Source organism: Pedobacter sp. KBW01 (genome assembly GCF_003852395.1).
In the GTDB taxonomy this organism is placed as follows: domain Bacteria; phylum Bacteroidota; class Bacteroidia; order Sphingobacteriales; family Sphingobacteriaceae; genus Pedobacter.
The window spans coordinates 24421-46255 of sequence record NZ_QAJQ01000037.1 but is presented as its reverse complement, the minus strand read 5'-3'; the positions used below and the strand labels follow the sequence as shown (position 1 = coordinate 46255).

Sequence of the window (21835 nt, the reverse complement as noted above, 5' to 3'; positions counted from 1 at the left end):
AAAAACAAATGTTTAACTCATTTAAAACTTACATCTGTCTTTTTCTGTTGTTTATATCTTCAGCTTGCTTTGCACAGCAGCAGGATTTAAAATTATGGTACACCCAACCTGCAGAAAAGTTTGTAGATGCGCTTCCACTTGGAAACGGTAGTTTGGGCGCCATGGTATATGGTGGAACCCAAACCGAAAGGTTATCATTAAATGAATCGACCTTGTGGGGTGGTGCGCCGGTTGATCCAAACATGAACCCGAATGCAAAGAATTATTTAGGCCTGATTAGAGAAGCACTATTTCAAGAAAATTACAAAAAGGCTGATTCGCTTATGCGGTTTATGCAGGGCAGCTATAGCGAATCATATGCGCCACTTGGGAACCTATTTCTTGATTTTAAAAATATTAAGGATGTTAGCGCCTACCGTCGAGAACTAGATATTCAAAATGCAATTGCCAAAACCGTATTTACAAGTGATGAAACTGTTTATACGCGAGAGGTTTTTGCCTCTCATCCCAATCAGCTAATTGTAATTAGAATAACTGCCAAAGGAAAAAACAAGTTAGACTTTGCCTGCCGTTTCAATTCTTTACTAAAGGCCAAATCATTAGTTAGCAATCAAGTACTTAGTCTTAATGGTAGGTCTTTATCACATAAAGAGAAAGATTTCCGTTCGCACCTTCCGAGTACCATTGTTTTCGATGATGAAAATACAATGAGGTTTACGGCCTTATTGAAAGTGTTAAAAACCGACGGAATGCAGAAAACTGGCGATACCAGTTTAATCATATCAAACGCTACCGAGGCTGTTTTACTTCTATCTATTGCTACCAGTTACAATGGTCCGGATAAAAATCCTGCCACTGATGGAAAGGATGAAAAAGCTATTGCACAAACTTACCTTACAAAAGCACAACAGCAAACCTATACAGGGATTTTATTACAACACACCAAAGATTTTCGTAAATACTTTAACCGTGTGAAACTTAATTTAGGTTACAGTGGAGCGGGGAATTTAAACACGGCAGCTCGTTTAAACAAATTTACAATAGATAAGAGTGATAATGGTTTAATTGCTCTTTACTATCAATACAGTAGGTATCTACTTCTAAGCTCATCGAGGCCGGGTGGTGTACCCAATAATTTACAAGGCATATGGAACGAAGCCATTAGACCACCATGGGCTAGCAATTATACCACCAATATCAATTTACAAATGAATTATTGGGGAGCTGAGACCGGAAATTTGCCGGAAATGCACCAACCTTTGTTCGATTTTATTGCCAGCCTAGCCAAAACAGGAACCGTTACAGCTAAAAATTATTATAATGCCAGCGGATGGGTGGCCCATCACAATAGTGATATATGGGCAATGAGCAATCCGGTTGGCGCATTTGGTAAAGGTATCCCCATCTGGTCTACCTGGTCGATGGGAGGTAATTGGCTGTCTACCCATCTTTGGGAGCATTACGCATTTACCCATGATAAAATTTACTTAGAAAAACTAGCCTATCCATTGATGAAAGGTGCAGTGCAATTTTGCATGGATTTCTTAGTTTCAGATAAGAATGGAAACCTAGTTACTGCTCCGACCATCTCTCCGGAGAACATTTATGTAACCGATAAAGGCTATAAAGGGCAAACGCTATATGGTGCAACTGCTGATTTAGCTATAATCCGCGAGCTGTTTGCTGATTTTTTACAGGCTGCTACCATACTTAATAAAGACACAGCTATGCAGTTGAGCGTAAAAATTGCCTTAGCCAAACTTTATGCCTATCAAATTGGCAAGGGGGGTAATTTGCAGGAATGGTATCACGACTGGAAAGATGAAGAACCTACCCATCGCCATGTTTCGCATTTATTTGCTGCATACCCTGGTAGTAGTATAACATTAGATCGGACCCCTAAATTGGTTGAAGCTGTTAAAAAGACTTTAGAAATGCGAACGAACGAAGGCCAGGGCTGGGCTTTAGCCTGGAGGATAAATTTATGGGCACGATTGGGGAAAAGTGAATTGGCATACGAGGCGTTAAAGAAGCTATTCCGCCCGGCCAGCATGCTGAAAGCCGGAGAAGGAGGTACTTATCCTAATCTTTTATGTGCATCGCCATTTCAAATTGATGGAAATTATGGCGGAGGGGCAGGCATTGCCGAGATGTTGGTGCAGAGTCATCAAGGATATATCGAACTATTACCTGCCTTACCGCTAGAGTGGCCTGATGGCAGTTTTTCGGGGCTGGTTGCTCGTGGTGGTTTCGAAATTAGTGCAAAGTGGCAAACCGGGAAACTCATATTCCTTGAGATATTTGCTAAACAGGGAGGAAGTTGCCGATTGAGGTATAGAACAAGTTTTAAAACACTTGATACAGAGAAAGGAAGGAGGTATCGGATTCGATTTTAAGATCTCTATTGATTGTATTAGTTGAATTTGCCAAACCAGTAGTTATTTAAAGCAAAACCCGTATTAGACCAAACGACAAGTAAATTCAGGGCGGTACATCATATTGTGTATTTCAACGAAACTGGTTCTTCCCCAATTTTGGTGGTCAATAATTTAGCTTATGAGTGCAACAAAAGTTTTTAACGATGCTCAAGTCCTCAAATTTTGGGGAATAATTGTTTAACAGGGTAAATTTCTTTTTCGGGTTAAAAATGAATGGTTATTAATCTAGGTGTGACATGATAGCTGCATTTAGAGCATCATATCCAATACTTTCATTAGATGCATTCAAGCATTTAGCAACTAAAACCACCAAAATTGGGGAAGAATCCGAAACTTGGCAGTCCGTTTCGGACCAAACTGTACACGAATTTGACTGCCGAGCAATTACCTAAATTGTTCCTTTTAATACTCATAGGTGGAACGCATACATTCTTTTCGATAGTCACTCGGTGTTTTACCGGTTATCTTTTATGACAGATATCTGGTATTGCCAGTTGCAAAGCGATGGTAGTTGGGGGAAACCTCAGAGTGCGAGTTCAGGAGTTAATACCAGTCAGGACGAAATGTCCCTTAACATTGCAGCAGATGGTACTTTATATTACTCCAGTAGGGGACTACCTGGAATGGGTGGTTTAGATATATTTTCAGCAAAAGGTATAAAAAACAATTGGTCTAAACTGGCTAGCCTAAGATTTTCTGTAAATTCTCCTGTTGATGATTTTGCTTTCATTACCAATTTTACAAACGAAAATGAAGTAATGGGATATTAGCTCCTCGTTCAAATGCCTGTCTGTATGTTAATTTCTTATTATCAATAAATTAATCTTTTTGTAGTAGTTCTGAAAATCAGAATTACTACAGATTTCATAAGCTCTCTTTGTAAAAAAAATAAAAAAGGCTTATGAAATACCTTTATCATCTCGGCAGTTTATTGCTGTTATTTTTGTTTATGCTGTTTGCCTCAAATGGCTATGCCCAAACCATAAGGGGTAAGGTTACAGATATTGTTACCAAAGAACCTGTAATTGGTGCCTCAGTTTTTTTAAAAGACAATGGGAAGGCTGTTTTTGTACAATTGGATGGTAACTACCAGTTAAAAAATTTAAAATCTGGTGATTATGTTTTAGAAATACATTACGTTTCCTATAAAACTAAAAAGCTAAACATTAGCCTTAAGCAAAATCAAAGCCTTAATTTAAATGTGGAGCTCGAATCAAGTGTTGAAGAGCTCAATACCATTAATGTTGCCGGCGAAGAGCAATCAGGTGATAAAAGATCCAGGACACTCGAAAAAAATGCCAATCAATTGGTCAATATTATTTCGGCCAAAAACATAGAACTTTCACCCGATATCACAGTAGCCAATGTAATGCAAAGGGTTTCTGGAGTAACAATAGAGCGAAGTTCATCCGGTGAAGGTCGGTATCCAATTATCAGGGGTATGGAAAAACGTTACATCAATACCCTGGTGAATGGAGTCAAAATTCCGAGTCCGGATAACAAGAACCGGTTTATACCTTTGGATTTATTTCCTGCAGAATTATTAGAAAGAGTTGAAGTAAGTAAAACCTTAATTCCTGCTATGGAAGGTGATGCCATTGGTGGAACCATAAATTTGGTGATGAAAGATGCACCGAATAAAACGCTGTTTAACGTAAATTTTAATCAGGGTTATAATACCGTTTTTCACAATCGTCCATTTGTCGGTTTCGATGCCACTATCATTGCAAAACAAGCACCTAGTGAAGTAAATGGCGTAAATTACAGAGCTACCCCAGCCGATTTTCCCCTAAATAATTTAAGGTTCGATAGGAAAAGGGATAACCCGATCAATACGAATATAGGTTTGGCTATCGGTACCCGTTTTGGAAAAGATAACAAGTTTGGTGTTATTGTTTCTGGTAGCTATCAAAATAGCTTTACAGGTAACAATTCGACATTTTTTCTGCCCAATGCGCAACCTGCTGTTAACAATGTTCCCCAATTTATCGAATTGCAAGATCGTTCCTATTCTCAACAAATTAAACGTTTGGGTGTAACCGGTAAGTTTGATTATAAAATAAACGATAGAAATAAACTTTCTTTAGTTAACGTATTTGTTCGGTTAGATGATTATCAAACCCGCTTAATCAGCGATACCATTGCATTAAACTCGTTAGTAGATGCCATTAGCAGAAGCAGGTGGCAATATCAGTCTATCTATAATTCTACCCTTCAGGGTAATCATCAATTGGCTAAAAATAGCAGGTTAGACTGGTCTCTGGCTTATGCCGATGCGAATAACCATATTCCTGATCAGGCAGAGTTTACCTACGAGTATCCCATTTCTTCCTCAGCTACAAAGAGTGATTACAAATTACAGCCAATGAAAAGAACCTGGGCACATAATGATGATCGCGATTATTCTGCTTATGTAAACTTTACCAATAATTTTGAGCTTTTAAACCGGAAATTTGAATTGAAAATTGGTGGTGTAGAAAGGAATAAAGCCCGTGGAAATTATTATAATTCTTATAGTTTGTCGCCATTGGTTGGCGAAGTATATACGGGAATTGACAATGCCATTTTCAATTTTAAAACGCCAGATGATGCGCTGTTTTCTACTGAAAGTGGAAATAATTATACCATTAAAGAGAATATTATTGCCGGTTATATTCAAGGTAAATGGCTACTTACCCCACGCTTAGAAGCCTTAGGAGGTTTAAGGATAGAGCATACAGATCAAAACTATGATACGCAGTTGCCTACTTCTGTACCTTTTAAAAGCGGTAAAATTTGGTATACCGATTTCCTGCCAAGTGCAATTTTTAAGTATAGCTTAAACCAAGATCAGAATTTTAGGCTATCCTATTACCGGGCTTTAGCCAGACCGGCATTTGCAGAGCTAATTCCCGACGGGCAGCAGGGAGAAGTATTTAAAGAATCAGGTAATCCGGCGGGTTTAAACCATTCAACTGCTGATAATTTCGATTTAAAATATGAACTGTTTTCTGCAAAAAATGCTGATCAGGTATTGCTGGGCGCATTTTATAAACAAATTCAAGATCCAATTGAATTCGCAGCAACAGGAAGAAATTCTTTGGTGGCCACTAAAATTGGCATTACCGAACTGATGCTTTTGCCACAGAATTTTGGTGCAGCAACCAATTACGGTCTGGAAGCAGTATTTACAAAGTATGTTGGTCCGTTTGGTATAATGGCTAACTATACTTTCACTAAATCTAAAATAACATCTGATAAATTGCAGGTTTATAGAAATGATGCCGGACAGATTGTAAGCGAGATCTTATCTGAAACAAGGCCACTTCAAGGGCAATCGGAGCACGTTGGTAATTTATCGTTATTATATAAAAACCCGGAAATCGGATTGGATGTTCAGGCCGCCTTTGTTTATACTGGTAGACGCATCTCTTTGGTTAGCCCTTATTACGGGCTCGATTATTGGCAGGCTCCAACCCAGCAACTGGATTTTTCGATTGAGAAAAAATTAAGTAAAGCTTTTTCTGTGTATGGTAAGGCCAATAATTTAACCAATGCCCCTTTTATTTTAGAAATCCACCAATCTTACAATAGTTATTTACAAGCTCCTGGATCAAGGCCTTTAAACCTGCAAAGCGATCCTGACAATAAAATCATTGTTCAGAAAGACTTTTTTAAACCAAGTTTCTTATTAGGCTTACGCTACAAATTATAATATTATGAAAACGAAAATACATTTAATCCTCGCTTTTGTATTGCTGTGCGCTATTTTTTATGCCTGCAAAAAAAGTGCTGACCATAAAAACCTGTCAGAAGCCGAAGTTATAGTAGCTTCGCCAATTAGCGATGTTGGCTGTTTAAGTCCCGAACCAGGAAAAACAGATCTTGCTGTAAAAGGCACAATGTTGGCTGGTAAAACTTATAATGTTTGCGGTAATTTAATTGTGGGTAAAAATGATACTTTGACCATTCAGGAAGGTGTTACAGTTAATTTTAACGGCAATTATGGTATTGGTGTTCAGGGTACTTTAATTTGCCTGGGTACTAAAGAAAAACCCAATTACTTTACCATGCTGGGGGTTACTAAAACCGATGCTATAGGCTCCGATCCCAGTAAAGATCCGGCTTATACTGGTAAGTGGACGGGTATAATGGCTGGGCCAACCTGTCAGAAAATGATTATTAAGTGGACACACATCGAATTTGGCGGTGCTACACCAAGCGGAACTGTTGCTACCATTTCGAAAAGCCCATATCCAATTTTATTCCAAAATCCGGCAGGGATCTTTGTGTTCGAAGATTCGTGGATTTACGGCAGTGTTGATGATCCAATCCGTACTTTGGGTGGTAAAATTGCCATTATGCGAAATACATTCGAAAAATGTGGTGCCACTGGTGGCGAAGCTCTAAATGCCAAAGCAGGTACTATTGGCGATTTTGCTTATAACTTATGTATCGGTATTGCAACCAACGGACCTAAACTTTCTAATTCTGGCGCTGCAGTAGGTGTGCCAAGTTCTAACGTTAGAATGTACAACAACACGATTGTAAATTGTGGTTACAGAAGGCAGGCTGCCGGCCGGGGTGGCTCTATTAATTTTGAACAGGACGCTGGCGGTATGGCCTATAACAATTTAATGGTTAACTGTAAGTTTGGTTTGCGCGTGGTGCAAAATCCAATTGCCGATTTGGCTAATTTAAAATACGGTTATAATTTTACTTATGCCGATCTGGCTTCGGTCGCCAATCAAATTTACCCTTCATTGGCAATTAGCACTGCAATTAGCGAAGCGCAGCCAACTGATATACCTAATCCAGCGATTTTTTTGCCTGTCGGATGGAAAGCGGGCGATACCTATGTGGCTAATACTAGTATTTTGGGTGCCAACAATCCGCAGTTTATCAATGGCCCCGTTCCTTTGCCAACAGGTATAAATGTGGCCGATATAAATGTGGTGGGTAATTATAATTTTGCTTTAAAATTAACGTCTCCTTGTGTAGGTAAAGGATTTACAGGTTTTACCGCCAAAGCCGATGTACCTATTGACCCTAAATTTGGTGCAACAGAAATTACTCCTCCGGGTAAAGATATTGGTGCTTATCAAATTGATGGTTCGGGTAATCACCATTAAAAAAGCTATTTTAATTTTAAAATAAAAATTCTGTTTAAACCTTAAGGTCTTGTTAATTGAGTGCAAATATTATAAGCTCATATTTTAAACAGTTTCAAATCTGAAAAAATGAAAGTTTTTCTTTGCAAAAAGTATATAATAACGATGCTAACTTTTGTAGTTAGTTTCTTAATTGGTAATGCTGAGGTATTTTCTCAAATTAAAAGTGATTCGGAGGTTGTAACTTTTATTTATACTTCCGACGCGCATTTTGGTATCAGTAGAGAAAATTTTAGGGGAAACAAAAACGTTTCCGGACATATTGTGAACCAGGCTTTGATTAGTGAGTTGAATAAGATTAAGGGCTTAAGATTGCCGGCAGATGGAGGCGTAGACGAAGGTAGTTTAGTAAATGGTATAGATTATTTAATACAAGGTGGCGACATTGCCAACCGGATGGAAGGTAATATTCAAAAAGCCAGTGTATCGTGGCAGGAGTTTGAGAATGATTATATCACAGGTTTAAGGTTAACAAATAGCAAAGGTGTAAAAACAGAGCTGTTAATTACACCCGGAAATCACGATATCTCCAATGCTATTGGGCATCGCAAATTGGCCAATCAAAAAACAGATCCAACAGCTTTTGTGGGGATTTATAATTTAATGATGAAGCCTTCAACACCTTTAACTAATGAAAGTTTTAACTACGAAAGGGATAAAATTAACTATGTTAAAAATATAAATGGGATTCATTTTGTGTTTATCAATTTATGGCCCGACTCTGCCGAAAGGATTTGGCTTAAAAAGGATTTAGATACCTTGACCATCAAAACACCTGTTGTTATTTTTACCCATGACCAACCCACTTGCGAGGCAAAACATTTTAATGGAGTAGGAGCAGGATTTGAAAATCTTTTGAGCGAAAACTACAAAGGTTTAAAAAATGCTGAAGAGGAGCATCTGACAACTGATATAGAGCAGGCTGGCTGGGAAGATTTTCTTGTACAATACCCTAATATAAAAGTTTATTTTCATGGTAACAGCAATTGGAATGAGTTTTATATTTATCAGGGACCGCATAAAAAGGCTAATTTAAATGTGTTCCGGGTCGATTCGCCAATGAAAGGTAAATATTCTTCGAAGAATGAAAAACGCTTGTCTTTTCAGTTAATTAGTTTAGATACCAAAAACAGACGTTTAACCGTTAGGGAATGTTTTTGGAATACTAAACCAAAAAAACCAAAAGGGATTGTTTTTGGAAAAAGTAAGACGATATTTTTAAATACTTAAACCATTTTAACTGATCCCAATTGTTATTGTGACTATTTAAGTTTATAATGTCAGGTTTTTTGGTTCAAAGAAACCCGGTCAAGGTATTTTTGGAATGAAATACCTTGACCGGGTTTTAAATTGTTTTATAAAACCTTTAACTTTTAAATCTTCTACTATAGGCTCAATAAGCAATAAAAAGACTTTTAAATATTGAAAGTATTCCCGATTATGGGTACTAAAGTGAGCCATATTCAAATACTTAAATTTGGCCCTAAAGAAAATAACAAACTTTAGTGAGTTCAGACTTTAATTGGCAATGTTTATTATCCAGTTTTTTAGAATAACTTTTGTAGCTTTCCTTTTTGTCCTAATTTTCTTCTTTTTGTCGACAACTGTCTCGTCGTGAAATAGCTTGTCATGGTCTTATCCGTCTATAGCTTTATATTTTCCGACTAAATCCTATTATCTGATTTGCAATGATAATCGAAGCAATACAGTTGTCCGCTGAGCTTCCGATATTTTGAATAATTAAATCCAGATAATATAAATAATCTAAAATACCCCTTCAATTTTACGATTTAGACCCCTGTTTCTAAGTGGGAGGCTATTTAAATTTGGATTCAGGCAATAGTTGTAATGTTAACAATGCCTGGATGTGAGACTTATTTATACACTTAGTGTGTTATTATAAGTCTTAAATAATAAATAAACGCTCTAACCAATGAAAGTACTTCCGTTTACCATGCTGGTCACAGACAAAAAAAGTGTTTTGTCTGAATTCATAGAATTACCTTTTTTTTATCAATATTTACATACCCATAATCAATGGCAAATCACATATATTGAAAAGGGAGAAGGAACATTGACTATTGGCAATGATCTGCATGCTTTTAGATCTGGAGAAATATATGTTGTGGGGGCAAAAATACCTCATTTATTCAAAAGTGATCCTGAATATTTTGAACCAAATAGTAAGCATTCTATAACGGTGTGTTCAGTTTATTTTGATCCGAATGAAGCTCTTGAGTCATTGTTCTCACTTCCAGAGTTGAGAAAGGTCAATTTTTTTTTAGCACAAAATAAACATGGCTTCAAGGTGCCGTCAGATTATATTCAAAAGATAGCTAGTGAAATGTTGGCTGTTCATAATGCCTCAGGTATTAATCTTTTATTCTCTTTCGTCAAGTTGATCGTGGCGCTTGAGTCAATCGGTGACTGTATTATTCCGTTGTGTTCGGATTTGTCTTCCTTATTTGTAAGTGAAAGTGATGATGTACGTATTAAAAGAAGCATTCAATTTATAAAGGAAAATTACAGTAACCGTATCACCTTGGATGATGTAGCTAATGTAGTATTTATGACCCCTCACTCATTTTGCCGGCACTTTAAAAAGCACACTGGTCGTACTGTTGTATCATTCTTAAACGAAATAAGAATTAATCATGCTTGTAAGAGCCTTATTTCAGGAGAGAGGGCAATTTGTATGTCAGCTATTGCCAGTAATTCGGGATTCAATACTATGACAAACTTTAATAGGGTTTTCAAAAGAATTATTGGACAATCACCCACTGATTATATAGATAATTATAGCAAAACTAATAAAAAAGCGTATAGTGTCTAGATGATTGACCTTCGTTAAATTACTGGAACTGCTCCGGGGTGGAGTGGTTCTGGGTTACCCCACCCATATGGATCTTATTTATGTGTTAATAGTATTACGTGCCGGTTTTTTTACTCAAGAAACTAGGTACTGTGTTGATGAACGGACCTTTTCTGCTTAAAGCTATTCTTGAATCATATGTCTTGAAGGAAATCTGAAATCTTTCATTCCACCAATTAATTATTTGTTTCTCGCCTGCTCGGTTTGCATCATCCAGAACAATTGTAAAATCTTTATCCATCCTATTTAGGATAAATGGAAGTGCACTATATCTACTATATGCGATTTCTGATTTGAAAGCTGGTGGCCCGTCAATTACAAATAAATCAAAGCGACTATTTTGATCTAATGCACTATCTATGGCCAGTTTTTGATACCACATATTTCCATACCCTCGTTCTACATCAGGAATCAAAGGGGCATAAACAAGTTTAATAATATCCTTTAAATCATGTATTTCAAGTTTCCTATTCAATTTATCCAGCCAAAAGGTATCACTTTCTATACTAGTGATGCTAACATCAAGTTTGAATTTCTTGGCGACAAGCCCCATATATAAGGTTGACAAACCGCAACCAAATTCCAGTATATTAGTTCTTTTATTCAACAATAACTCATTTTTAAGTATAGATAGGCCAAAATGGGACATTGCAAATCCACCTAATAAATCAAAGCAATCAATAGGTAATAATTCAAAAACATTCTTTGAGCACAGGTTTTTTATATATGACATGGGAAATTAGTTGTTTTTTAGCGATTCGTGATATATCTTAAATTATCGAACAGTCTATGAACAAGCCTTCGGTTATTGGTAATAATCTCAGCTGTCCCTAAAGATTGTGCCTTGAAATCCAAAATAGTACCGTAGTTGGTTTTTAATTGATTGGGGAAATCAACAAGCACTTGGTAAGTTTCAATTTCATGATCATTTGCTTTAGTTTTATTGCTTGTCAACGATATTGAATTTACTTTGCCTGTAATTGATCCATATTCCATATATGGAAAGTTGTCGAGTTTGACAATAACCTCTTGCCCAGGCTGTATTTTTCCACTCCCCAGGGCCGGAAGTATTAGCTGCCCAATAGCATTTTCCTTTTTGGGAATTACTGTAAATACTTTTTCTCCTAAAGAAATAAATTGATTTTCTGCATAGAAGTCTGAAAACTGAACTATTCCTTTGTATGGCGCTTTGAATACATATTTTTGCTCCCATACTTTGATTTGATCGACGAGTTCATTGTATGAGGAAATAAGGGCAATTTTAAGCTCTTTGTTTTTTTCCGGTTCAGCAATACTTAATTCCTGTAGCCTGCTGTTAGTTTGCTGGACTTGTTGTTTAGCATTCAATAGCGTATTCAATGAATTTTGATAGGCATCTTTTGCTGAAATGTATGACATTTGGGATTTATCCAATTCAGATTCGCTAATTACTTTTTTGAGGAACAGAAGGGAATCCCGTGCATAAAATTTTTTAACAAAATTTAGGGCATTCAAACTCATCTGCACACGACTTACAGATGCTGCTACTGCGCTACTTTGCACATTTAACATTTCGCTCAACCCTTCTTCTTGCTTTTGGTATTTCCCGTCAATTTTGTGATTGATTACCTGCTGAAGATTACTTAAGAATGAATAGTATGCAACATTAAGTTCCCCTAATGATGCATTTTTTGGAAGCCTTTTCTCGATTTCTATGATAGCATCACTATTGGGGCTATATTGCTTTATTATACTATCAATATAATAAACCTTTCCCGGTGTTGTCGCATTTTCTATATATGCAATAATTTCTCCTTCCCTCACAAGCTGTAAAGATTTTATTTTACCAAGTTTTAGTTTCCCTGCTACATTTGCTACTAATTTTGTTGGAGAAAACTTAGTGTTAATCACAATTTGCCCGCTCACGATATCCGGATATCTGATTACCCATCCGAATACCATAAGTAGTAAAAAAATTATAAATAAAATTGAACTGATGCAGTAACCGAATTTCGTAGGCATACGTTCTATAATATGTTGGACCTCTTCACTACGCTCATTATTGATGATTTGTTCGAATTTTGTTGTTTCCATTATAAGTTGTTTAGGGTAATGAAATCGTATTTCTAATGTCTAGTTGGGAATGCACCAGACTAGAATACCTTCCTTCCAATTCCATTAATGAATGGTGATTCCCAATCTCTACCACAGAGCCGCTGTGCATAACTATGATCTGGTCGGCTTTTTTGATTGTACTTAACCTGTGAGCCACAACAATTACTGTTTTATCCTTAAATACATTGTCAAGTGCATCAGTTATCTTTTTTTCATTTATAGTGTCTAGTGAATTAGTCGCCTCATCGAAAAATAGATAATCAGGGTTTTTATATAAAGCTCTTGCAATCAGTAATCTTTGCTTTTGTCCGCCACTAAGACCCCGTCCTTGTTCTCCCATCATGGTCTGGTAACCCAAAGGTAACTGCTCTATTTCTTGCGATATGTTTGCTGTTTCAAGAGCCATTTTCAATTTATCGTAGTCAATTTGCTCATCATCTAAAATGATATTATTTAATATGGTGTCATTAAAAATTTTACCATCCTGCATTACTGCACCACATTTTTCCCGCCATTGTCGCAAGCTGATGTTGTTAATGTTCATTTCCCCGATCTTTATCTCTCCGTAGCTTGGCTTGTATAACCGAAGGAGCAATTTTAGTAAAGTAGATTTACCGCTACCACTATCTCCAACAATAGCGGTAACCTTACCCTCTGGAATGATTAATCTAACATTTTGCAGAACCATCTTTCCATTAGGACTGTATTGGAATGCAATATTGTTTAGTATTAAACTCTTGTTCTTTGGCAACTCAATACTGTTTTGCCCTACCTGTTCATGCTCATCTTCCAGTTGGTGAATTTCATTCAAACGGAGAAAGCTGATCTTTGCAAACTGAAATGAGATGACAAATTGGATGAACTGTGTAACCGGCGCATTAAGCATTCCAATAATAAACTGGGTAGAAATCATGACCCCAAAGGTAATCTCTCCCGCAATAACTGCTTTCGCACAGTAAAATGTAATGAAAAGATTTTTTATACTGTCAATAAACTGTGCACCAAGATTTTGGGTGTTGGTTATTGCCAACACCTTAAGATTGACATTATACATTCTTGCCTGTATATTTTCCCACTTCCAACGCTTATGTTTCTCATAATTGTTGATCTTAATATCTTGAATTGTGCTAATTGTCTCTACCCAGTAGCTTTGGTTTTTTGATACCAGATCGAAATATTCCCTGTCCAGTTTTTTTCTAATGCTAAGAAAGCTCATAACCCATGCGACGTAGATTGCGCTTCCAATAATGAATATATAGAAAATAGGCGCATTATATTTAAACATGATTAACGCGAAAACAAAGAATGTTAAAGCCGAAAAGACCATATTTATAGAATTGTTCATAATGAATGATCTTATCCTTTCATGGTCCTGCGCCCGCTGGAGTATATCCCCAGTCATTTTGTTTTCAAAAAAAGTGATCGGTAAGCGCATCAGTTTAATCAGATAGTCAGACAATAAAGCAATATTTACCCGGGAAGTTACATGGAGTAAAATCCAATCCCGAACCATATTACTAAATAGAATACTGATGATAATGGCAATGTTGGCGATTAATACAATGTTAATGAAATCTATATCGTGAGTTTGAATACCAACATCAATCACCGCCTTACTGATAAATGGCATGAATCCCTGAAGAATCGTCACAATAAGCATTACAAAAAAAAGATTTATGAAACTGCTCTTATAAGGCTTAAAGTAACCTAGGAAATTTTCAAATGTCTTTAAACGTTCCTGCTTTTCTCCTTCCTGTCGATCATAAAAGTCAGCTTGTGGCTCAATCGCCATAACCACTCCCTTATTTGACTCTCTTTTTATCCAACTTTTTTCAAAGTCTTTAATACCGTATCTAATATGCCCTTTTGCAGGGTCAGATACATAAATAGCATCTGAAGCTTTATATATAACCACGAAATGGCTATTGTTCCAATGAACTATAGCAGGAAGTGGGATTTTCTTTAACAAATCCTCAATAGTACATCTTATAGCTAAAGTGCGGAGCCCTATTGCTTCCGAGGCATGGCTTATATCAGCAAAAGAAACACCTTCACGGGTTAATCCACATTTATCTCTCAAATATTGTAATGAGTAAAATTTCCCATAGAATTTAGCAATCATCTTTATACAGGCTGGGCCACAGTCCATCATATCTAATTGCCGATCGTTGGGGAAGGAATTGAAAATCATAGAGCTCGTAATTTAATACCCTAAAATGATGTTTTATTCGCAACTTTTTAAAGTCTGAATAGATGTAATTAGAAATAGATAACATAGTGCTGAGCTAGGTTAATTAATTGCTCTTTTTCATCTTCTTCCCGCTTTAATTTTATTTTAATTAATCTTTCACCTTAAATAAAAAAAAATGACAGCAAAGTCTAAATTAGCGTTCGAACTCTTGGAAAAAGAGTTGGAGTTGATCAGTAAAGAAGAACAATCTTCTTATCTAGGAGGTACAGGTTCAACAGGCCCAGGACCGAATTGTTCTCTAAGTTCAGCAGGTGCATCTTTCATTAAAACCGCTGAGGGTGGTTTTTATGGTACGGCCTACAATGATGGTGCGGGGTACATGACCATTGGTTATGGTCATAAGTTAACCTCACAAGAGATTTCCAGTGGAACATACGCAAGTGGCATAACTCAGCAGCAAGCGCATGCACTTTTCATGAGCGATGCTCAAAATGCAATCAACGCGGTAAATAGCCAGGTAACAGTGAGCTTAACGCAAAATCAATTCGATGCACTTGTTAGTTTTGTGTACAATACCGGAGGAGGTGCTTTCGGTAACTCTACACTGTTGAGTAAGCTAAACTCAGGTGATTATTCAGGGGCCGCTGCCCAAATGGACCGCTGGGTTTATGCGAGTGGGGGTGTTGTAAATGGGTTGGTAAACCGCAGGAATCAGGAACAGGACCTGTTTTCAAACGGAGATTATCAATACTAAACTAATCTAAAATGTTTATAACGAAGCGAGACCAACACCTTTCTCGCTTCGTTATTTAAAATGAAATATCACTTCTGACCTTAATAATTTAATCACAAAAACCAATGAAATTCACCACAACGCTATTATGTTGTTTCCTTACTACCTTAGCCCTGGTTGCACAAGCTCAGGTACCGAAGAAATCAGAAAAAAATGCAACCGACAATACCATATCGCTATTGATGCGATTGCAAATAGAGTCTATGGCAACTACCAAAGGTTTAAGCCAGGAATTTATTAATTCCCAAAAGAAAGTCGACTCTGCGTTTAATGCAGTTGTTAAAGAATATCATAATGACAGCTTGTTTGTTAGCCATTTAACAGAGTCTCAACGTTTATGGAAATTATTAAGAGACTCCGATATTAAAGCCATTTACCCAAATGAATCCCCTAATTATTACGGGCAGATTAATATGGATTGTATATATAAACTTCTGATCAAAAATAACACCGAACGTTTTGCCTTCATTAATCAATGGCTCAAAGGAACTCAAGAAGGGGATGTTTGTGCAGGCTCAATAAAATTTAAATAAATTCAATTCTATCAAAATTAATGAATCTCAAACCTGAAACTACTATTTTAATTCCCAGTTATAACTGCGGTAAATACCTATATGAATGCTTAGGAAGCATTTTTAGACAGAACTATAACGATTACGAAATATTAATCATAGATGATGGAAGTACTGATAATACTGAGTTCATTGTTTCCAGCTTCAACTCTCCCAAAATACGTTACTATAAAAATAAAAGGAATCAAGGAATTGTCTCATCTCTAAATAAAGGAATTGACCTTTCAAATGGGATATATATAGCAAGAATGGATGCAGACGACATTATGCTAGGAGATAGGCTGCAAAGACAAATAGAATTCTTAAGATTCAATCAGGATTATGGAATGGTGGGAGGGCATTATCAAATTATGGATAATGGCGGTACCTATCTGGAAAGCATCCAGACAAGCGACAATCCTGAATTTGTCAAGATGGCACTCTTATTCAGAAATCAGTTTCATCATTCTGCAGTCACAATGAGAACAGCCCTCGCGAAAAAACTAAAATATAATGAAGATTATATTTACTGCGAAGATCATGAACTGTGGATTCGATTTGCTGAAATATCCAAAGTCGCAAATATTCAGGAAAATTTCCTTTCATATAGATGGCACATAGATAACAGCTGCAATAAAAATCAGGATAGATTAAAGATCACAGTTTTAGGATTACTTTCCAGAGAACTCGATAAACTTGGAGTAGAACACTCAGCGGATGAATTGAAATTGCATGGAGCTATGTGCTTCGGAATGGGGAAACACATTTTTCGTAATGAAGAGACTATAGAGGAATTGCATCAGTGGCACGATAAATTATTTCAATCAGCAACACTCCGTGATAAGTATTCTGAAGAGTGGCTAACAATATTTAGGGCAGAAATCTTGAAGCTTTATTGCGGTTTAAATTATGGAAATAGAAGCATCAGAAATTATGGTTCAAAGACTTTCGTTAGCGCTAAAGCAGAGCAGTCTGAGCCTGGTATTTCTGTAATTATGCCGACATTCAACCAGTCAGCCTTTATTTTAGCCGCAATTTCAAGCCTGATTTCACAAACTTATTCAAATTGGGAATTGATCATTGTTAATGATGGATGTACTGATGATACTCAAGAGATTATCAGTGAGTATCTAATGCATCCAAAAATTAATTATATAAAAAACAACTCAAACGAGGGGATAGGTGCTAGCATCAATACAGGACTCGACCTTGCATCGTTTGATTTAATCGCCTATCTGCCTTCTGATGATTTATATCATAAAAATCACCTGGAAACATTAAGTGCCAGGTTAAAAGAAGATGCAGCATTCATTGCAATTTCCGGTATTATTTATAACCATGCAGAAACTATTAATTCGAGTAGGGGAGCTAAATCAACAGGGATAATACCTGGCCTTTTCGCTCAACTCGTTCAAGTGCTTCATAGAAAAACATCTGATAGGTGGGTTGAAAGAAAAGAACTGGTAACTGCGGATTTGGGTAAATTATTCTGGAATAATTTTTTCTCTATCGGAAAAGTTTCCTTTACTAAAATAATCTCTTGCGAATGGGTTAGCCATCCTATGCAACATCATCAGCTTGTAAGTGAATTAAAACGGGGTGGAATCTACACTTACAAGCAATATTATAATGTTGAACATCCCATTCGGTTTAAAGGTTCAGGAAATTTGATCGATGAAGAATCCTATTACAGTAAAGTAAATATTGATATTCCACCTATACAAACAGAGCCTTTGAAAATTTTGTTGGTCGGAGAGCTTTCGCTCAATCCAGAAAGAATTGTAGCCTTGGAAGAAAAAGGACACCAGCTTTTTGGACTTTGGATGAAGGCTTCTGGTTTCTTAAATTCTGTTGCTCCATTTGCATTCGGTAAAATAAAGACATTGTCAGCAGCTCACTATGCAGCAGAAATCAAAGCCATAAAGCCAGATGTTATTTATGCGCTACTGAATTATGTTTCTGTGCCCTTTGCCCACAAAATTATGCTTGAATTTCCGGATATTCCTTTCGTATGGCACTTTAAGGAGAGTCCTACATATTGTAAACAATATGGGATTTGGAATGAACTCATTTCTCTATTTAGAAATTCTGACGGCCAAGTATATTTAAGTGAGGATTATAAAAGATGGTTCTCCCAGTATTTGGATACCAACAGGAAGCCAAGTATAATATTGGATGGTGATCTGCCCAAAGAAAACTTTTTCACAGACGATAGATCTCCTTTATTATCAGATAGCATTGGAGGAATACATACTGTATTGCCAGGCCGGCCATATGGATTGCGTCCTGAGGATCTTTATAGCTTCGCTAAACAAAACATTCATTTGCATTTCTATGGAGATTTTCATCAAAATGTTTGGAGAAAATGGGTGGAAAAAGCATACTTTATTGCTAAGGGGCACCTGCATATTCATCCAAATTGCAATCCCTCAGACTGGGTAAGGGAATTTTCTCAATACGATGCAGGTTGGCTCCATATGTTTCCTTCGGAAAACCAGGGAGAGCTATCACGAACCACATGGGATGACTTAAACTTACCTGCAAGGATGCCTACTTTAATCGCAGCAGGCCTCCCTTTATTGCATAAAAATGATTGCGGTCATATCAATACTACATTTTCACTTCTATCAGAGTTGGATATGGGCATATTTTTTGACTCTTTTGATAATTTATCTGCATCGTTTGACGATAAATCTAGGATTATCCAAGTCAGAGAAAATGTCTGGAGCAACCGTAAGCAATTTACATTCGACTATCATGTAGATAGGCTGATATCATTCTTTAGAAAGGTGATTGTTGAAAAGAAACAGGTTAAGATTAATAGTACCCCCGCAATCCAAATGCAAAATTAGTGGATTATGAAGCATGTGTTTATTATTCTTGCACACAAATGCCCGGAACAGATCTACAGATTAGTCAATCAACTAGATGAACCGGGGAATTATTTTGTTATCCATATTGACGCAAAGGTTGAAATGTTACCTTTCCATAAAATAATGGCGAATAAGGATAATTCGGTATATTTCATAGAAGATAGGGTTAATATAACCTGGGGTAGTTTTAGCATGATTGAAGCCAGTCTTTTACTTTTAAAATATGTAAAAGACAATTTGCCAGACACTGATAGGGTAACACTTTTAAGTGGGCAGGACTACCCCATAAAAACTAACAAATTTATCAAAGATTTTTTTGCTAAAAACAAAGATGTCATCTATTTAAACTTTTTTCGGTTACCATTTGATAATTGGTATGGAGGAGGGATCTCAAGGTTTCCTAATTTTTATAGGATTGACAAGCACGTCAAGATTTATGGAGGATCACAATGGTGGTCTCTTCCATTTAAGATTGTTAGCTATATTCTAGATTTTATTGAAAATAACTCTTTTTTTCTCCAATATTTCAAGACGGTAACAATTCCCGATGAAAGTTTCTTTCAAACCTTATTGCTTAATTGTGATGACGCGTTCATTTCATGTAATTTGCAGAGCAAACACTTATGGTATATTAAATGGGCTCCCCCATATGCTCACCCCAGTATTCTGCGAACAGACGACCTTCCTGGTTTAATGGATAGTGACTGTCTATTCGCAAGAAAGTTTGACTTTGAAATTGACAAACAAATATTAGACTCGATTGATGAGCATATAAAACCACTGACCAAAGTTGGTATTGGTATGGGCAATCAGAGGATGAAGAAACAGGCCTTTCTGTATTTGACGCATCGAGATGAACCATCTGTATTGGAAAGCTATGAGGATTTCGTGAAGGAAAGTAGTAATTCTGGAGACTGTCACTTACTCTTTCATAACCGGTATTTTCCTAGTTCCAAGCACCTTTCAAGACTAAAACCATTTATGTTTGATGATTCCATTTTAACATCCCTCTCATATCAACCTATTTCAGAACAATTAATTCCAGGCAACAATCATTTTCCTGTTTTAGCATTCTATCTCAAAAACAGCGATTATGATTACTATTGGCTTATTGAAGATGATGTGAAATTTAATGGGAAATGGTCTGATTTTTTTAATTCTTCACTCTTGAAAGATGTCAGTTCTGATTTTCTGACAACTAACATTAATAAATTTACTGATCAGCCTTATTGGTATTGGTGGAACTCTCTGAAGCATCCTGAAATCCAGTTGCCAAATGCCGAAAAAATAAGGTCTTTTAATCCGATTTACAGAATATCAAATGCTGCGTTAAAATATATTGATGCGTGCTTACGTGAGGGATGGAGTGGACATCATGAGGTACTTATTCCAAGTCTACTTCTGCACAATGGTTATTCTGTCAATGATTTTAGTACAAATGTGCCTTATGGACTGATGAAGCATTCCATTGGATTCTATGAGCCTGCGAGCCAAGATTACGCGGGTGGAATGGGGGACGGTTCTATGCGTTATAGGCCTGAAATTAAGCCTGAAGAAATGACAAAAATGTATCTTTATCATCCGGTGAAAAATAACCGTTTTTCATCGAGGTCATAGCTAAGGAAAAACATGATGTCCATTCTCATCCTTGATGTGCTGATGATCTTTCTGTCACTGGAAAGATTTTCGAGATAGCCAACGAGTTTCAGTTTCATGAATACAACCGGATCGATACTTTTCTGGCCTTCCCTGCCATAATATTTAGCGGTAGCCCTGTAGATAAATTCAAGATCGAGCGTTTCGTTCAAGCGTTTGTAAAAATTATCTACGGGGATATAGTTCGAAAGTTGAAAGCTTATGAAAAGCTTTTTCTGATAGTTCTTCTTACCATGTAAGATATAAAAAGCACAAATTATATCATTGATTATCAAATGTTTGATTGAATTAATCGCAAAATAACGATGAGTTGTTTGGATAAGATTATTTACAATCGTAATATTGCGATGTAAAATTATGGGACTTACCAAAACAGAAATATTCACCGAGGAGCAGAACCAACTTGCAACGCTTTTAAAAGCAATTGCACATCCTGCCCGCATTGCCATCCTTCAACGGATCATTATTTCCAATACCTGCATTTGCGGGGACTTGGTTGGGGAGCTTGGATTGGCACAAGCAACCATTTCCCAGCACTTGAAAGAACTGAAGACTGCAAAGATCATACAGGGTACAATCGAGGGGGTAAGTGTTTGTTACTGCATCAATCCAAAAACTTGGAAGATACTCGAAGAACAATTGGGCGGGTTTTTAGGCTCATATAAAGGTGAAACGGTCTGCTGTTGACCTTTTTTTATCCATTTCAATCGTAAAATTGCAATATTACTATATAGTATTAATATGAAACTATCAGAAATCAAAACCATCTTGGCTACAGCTGAAGCAGTTAATTTCCAAGTAGAAAACGGGGAAACCGTACCAGAACATTTCCATGTTACCGAAGTTGGTATCATAACCAAGGACTTTATCGATTGTGGTGGCAAGGTGCGTCATGAAAAGGTGGCAAACTTCCAGTTATGGGATGCAGATGACTACGAGCACCGTTTGAAAGCGGGTAAATTGTTGAACATCATTTCGCTCTCGGAGAAAATTCTTGGAATGGAAGACCTGGAGATCGAAGTGGAATACCAATCTGGAACCATTGGCAAATACGACCTTGGTTTTGATGGAACGAACTTTCTGTTACTTGCCAAACAGACCGCTTGCCTTGCTAGGGAAGCCTGTGGAGTTGAAGAAACACAAAAAAAAGGAATGGTTAATCTGGCAGGTGCCGTGAATAGTTGTACACCTGGTGGAGGTTGCTGTTAATCCGTTTG

The 21835-nt window shown here is 36.8% G+C and carries 16 protein-coding genes; 12 read left to right on the top strand and 4 right to left on the bottom strand.

What is annotated here, in order from left to right; translation table 11 throughout:
- Positions 1–8 precede the first annotated feature (8 nt).
- From DBR40_RS25260 to DBR40_RS25235, 6 genes are all read left to right on the top strand, one after another.
- Positions 9–2396 carry a glycosyl hydrolase family 95 catalytic domain-containing protein gene (locus DBR40_RS25260; protein ID WP_124562509.1) on the top strand — a complete coding sequence of 796 codons (2388 nt, stop codon included), beginning with the start codon at positions 9–11 and terminating at the stop codon, positions 2394–2396.
- Positions 2397–2908: 512 nt separating this feature from the next.
- Positions 2909–3208, top strand: a complete 300-nt coding sequence (locus DBR40_RS25255) for a hypothetical protein (RefSeq protein ID WP_124562508.1) — start codon at positions 2909–2911, stop codon at positions 3206–3208.
- Between the two features lie 131 nt (positions 3209–3339).
- Positions 3340–6132 carry a TonB-dependent receptor gene (locus DBR40_RS25250; protein WP_124562507.1) on the top strand — a complete coding sequence of 931 codons (2793 nt, stop codon included), beginning with the start codon at positions 3340–3342 and terminating at the stop codon, positions 6130–6132.
- Positions 6133–6136: 4 nt separating this feature from the next.
- Positions 6137–7549, top strand: a complete 1413-nt coding sequence (locus tag DBR40_RS25245; RefSeq protein WP_124562506.1) for a hypothetical protein — start codon at positions 6137–6139, stop codon at positions 7547–7549.
- A 144-nt stretch (positions 7550–7693) separates the two neighbouring features.
- A complete protein-coding gene (locus tag DBR40_RS25240; protein WP_124562505.1) occupies positions 7694–8818 on the top strand; it encodes a metallophosphoesterase family protein in 1125 nt (374 codons plus the stop codon).
- Positions 8819–9521: 703 nt separating this feature from the next.
- Complete coding sequence (locus DBR40_RS25235; protein WP_124562504.1) at positions 9522–10421, top strand: helix-turn-helix domain-containing protein; 900 nt, start codon at positions 9522–9524, stop codon at positions 10419–10421.
- 94 nt (positions 10422–10515) lie between these two features.
- Here DBR40_RS25235 and DBR40_RS25230 read toward each other — a convergent pair whose 3' ends face one another.
- The 3 genes from DBR40_RS25230 to DBR40_RS25220 are packed head-to-tail and all read right to left on the bottom strand — an operon-like array spanning position 10516 to position 14745.
- Complete coding sequence (locus DBR40_RS25230) at positions 10516–11193, bottom strand: class I SAM-dependent methyltransferase (RefSeq protein WP_124562503.1); 678 nt, start codon at positions 11191–11193, stop codon at positions 10516–10518.
- Positions 11194–11210: 17 nt separating this feature from the next.
- On the bottom strand, positions 11211–12533 hold the full coding sequence (locus DBR40_RS25225) for an HlyD family efflux transporter periplasmic adaptor subunit (RefSeq protein WP_124562502.1): 1323 nt from the start codon (positions 12531–12533) through the stop codon (positions 11211–11213).
- 10 nt (positions 12534–12543) lie between these two features.
- Complete coding sequence (locus tag DBR40_RS25220) at positions 12544–14745, bottom strand: peptidase domain-containing ABC transporter (RefSeq protein ID WP_124562501.1); 2202 nt, start codon at positions 14743–14745, stop codon at positions 12544–12546.
- A 175-nt stretch (positions 14746–14920) separates the two neighbouring features.
- Between DBR40_RS25220 and DBR40_RS26930 the strand changes: the two genes are divergently transcribed.
- From DBR40_RS26930 to DBR40_RS25200, 4 genes are all read left to right on the top strand, one after another.
- Entirely contained in the window at positions 14921–15499 is a 579-nt protein-coding gene (locus DBR40_RS26930) for a lysozyme (RefSeq protein WP_199748424.1), read from the top strand.
- Positions 15500–15603: 104 nt separating this feature from the next.
- Positions 15604–16071 carry a hypothetical protein gene (locus DBR40_RS25210; protein WP_124562500.1) on the top strand — a complete coding sequence of 156 codons (468 nt, stop codon included), beginning with the start codon at positions 15604–15606 and terminating at the stop codon, positions 16069–16071.
- Between the two features lie 20 nt (positions 16072–16091).
- On the top strand, positions 16092–18941 hold the full coding sequence (locus DBR40_RS25205; protein WP_124562499.1) for a glycosyltransferase family 2 protein: 2850 nt from the start codon (positions 16092–16094) through the stop codon (positions 18939–18941).
- Positions 18942–18947: 6 nt separating this feature from the next.
- Positions 18948–20579, top strand: coding sequence for a beta-1,6-N-acetylglucosaminyltransferase (locus DBR40_RS25200; protein WP_124562498.1), 1632 nt, complete (start codon positions 18948–18950; stop codon positions 20577–20579).
- Here DBR40_RS25200 and DBR40_RS26800 read toward each other — a convergent pair.
- On the bottom strand, positions 20540–20770 hold the full coding sequence (locus DBR40_RS26800; protein ID WP_158674136.1) for a transposase: 231 nt from the start codon (positions 20768–20770) through the stop codon (positions 20540–20542). The two genes, DBR40_RS25200 and DBR40_RS26800, sit on opposite strands and share 40 nt — an antisense overlap.
- Positions 20771–20975: 205 nt before the next feature.
- On the opposite strand from DBR40_RS26800, the gene DBR40_RS25190 reads away from it, so the two are divergent.
- Positions 20976–21305, top strand: a complete 330-nt coding sequence (locus DBR40_RS25190) for an ArsR/SmtB family transcription factor (RefSeq protein WP_124562496.1) — start codon at positions 20976–20978, stop codon at positions 21303–21305.
- Positions 21306–21359: 54 nt separating this feature from the next.
- Positions 21360–21827 (top strand): DUF6428 family protein, encoded by a 468-nt coding sequence (locus tag DBR40_RS25185; protein WP_124562495.1) that lies wholly within the window; start codon positions 21360–21362, stop codon positions 21825–21827.
- Positions 21828–21835: the final 8 nt, after the last annotated feature.

Coding starts and splice junctions, on each gene's coding strand:
- DBR40_RS25260 (WP_124562509.1), top strand. CDS start 9: ATGTTTAACTCATTTAAAACTTACATCTGTCTTTTTCTGTTGTTTATA.
- DBR40_RS25255 (WP_124562508.1), top strand. CDS start 2,909: ATGACAGATATCTGGTATTGCCAGTTGCAAAGCGATGGTAGTTGGGGG.
- DBR40_RS25250 (WP_124562507.1), top strand. CDS start 3,340: ATGAAATACCTTTATCATCTCGGCAGTTTATTGCTGTTATTTTTGTTT.
- DBR40_RS25245 (WP_124562506.1), top strand. CDS start 6,137: ATGAAAACGAAAATACATTTAATCCTCGCTTTTGTATTGCTGTGCGCT.
- DBR40_RS25240 (WP_124562505.1), top strand. CDS start 7,694: ATGCTAACTTTTGTAGTTAGTTTCTTAATTGGTAATGCTGAGGTATTT.
- DBR40_RS25235 (WP_124562504.1), top strand. CDS start 9,522: ATGAAAGTACTTCCGTTTACCATGCTGGTCACAGACAAAAAAAGTGTT.
- DBR40_RS25230 (WP_124562503.1), bottom strand. CDS start 11,193: ATGTCATATATAAAAAACCTGTGCTCAAAGAATGTTTTTGAATTATTA.
- DBR40_RS25225 (WP_124562502.1), bottom strand. CDS start 12,533: ATGGAAACAACAAAATTCGAACAAATCATCAATAATGAGCGTAGTGAA.
- DBR40_RS25220 (WP_124562501.1), bottom strand. CDS start 14,745: ATGATTTTCAATTCCTTCCCCAACGATCGGCAATTAGATATGATGGAC.
- DBR40_RS26930 (WP_199748424.1), top strand. CDS start 14,921: ATGACAGCAAAGTCTAAATTAGCGTTCGAACTCTTGGAAAAAGAGTTG.
- DBR40_RS25210 (WP_124562500.1), top strand. CDS start 15,604: ATGAAATTCACCACAACGCTATTATGTTGTTTCCTTACTACCTTAGCC.
- DBR40_RS25205 (WP_124562499.1), top strand. CDS start 16,092: ATGAATCTCAAACCTGAAACTACTATTTTAATTCCCAGTTATAACTGC.
- DBR40_RS25200 (WP_124562498.1), top strand. CDS start 18,948: ATGAAGCATGTGTTTATTATTCTTGCACACAAATGCCCGGAACAGATC.
- DBR40_RS25190 (WP_124562496.1), top strand. CDS start 20,976: ATGGGACTTACCAAAACAGAAATATTCACCGAGGAGCAGAACCAACTT.
- DBR40_RS25185 (WP_124562495.1), top strand. CDS start 21,360: ATGAAACTATCAGAAATCAAAACCATCTTGGCTACAGCTGAAGCAGTT.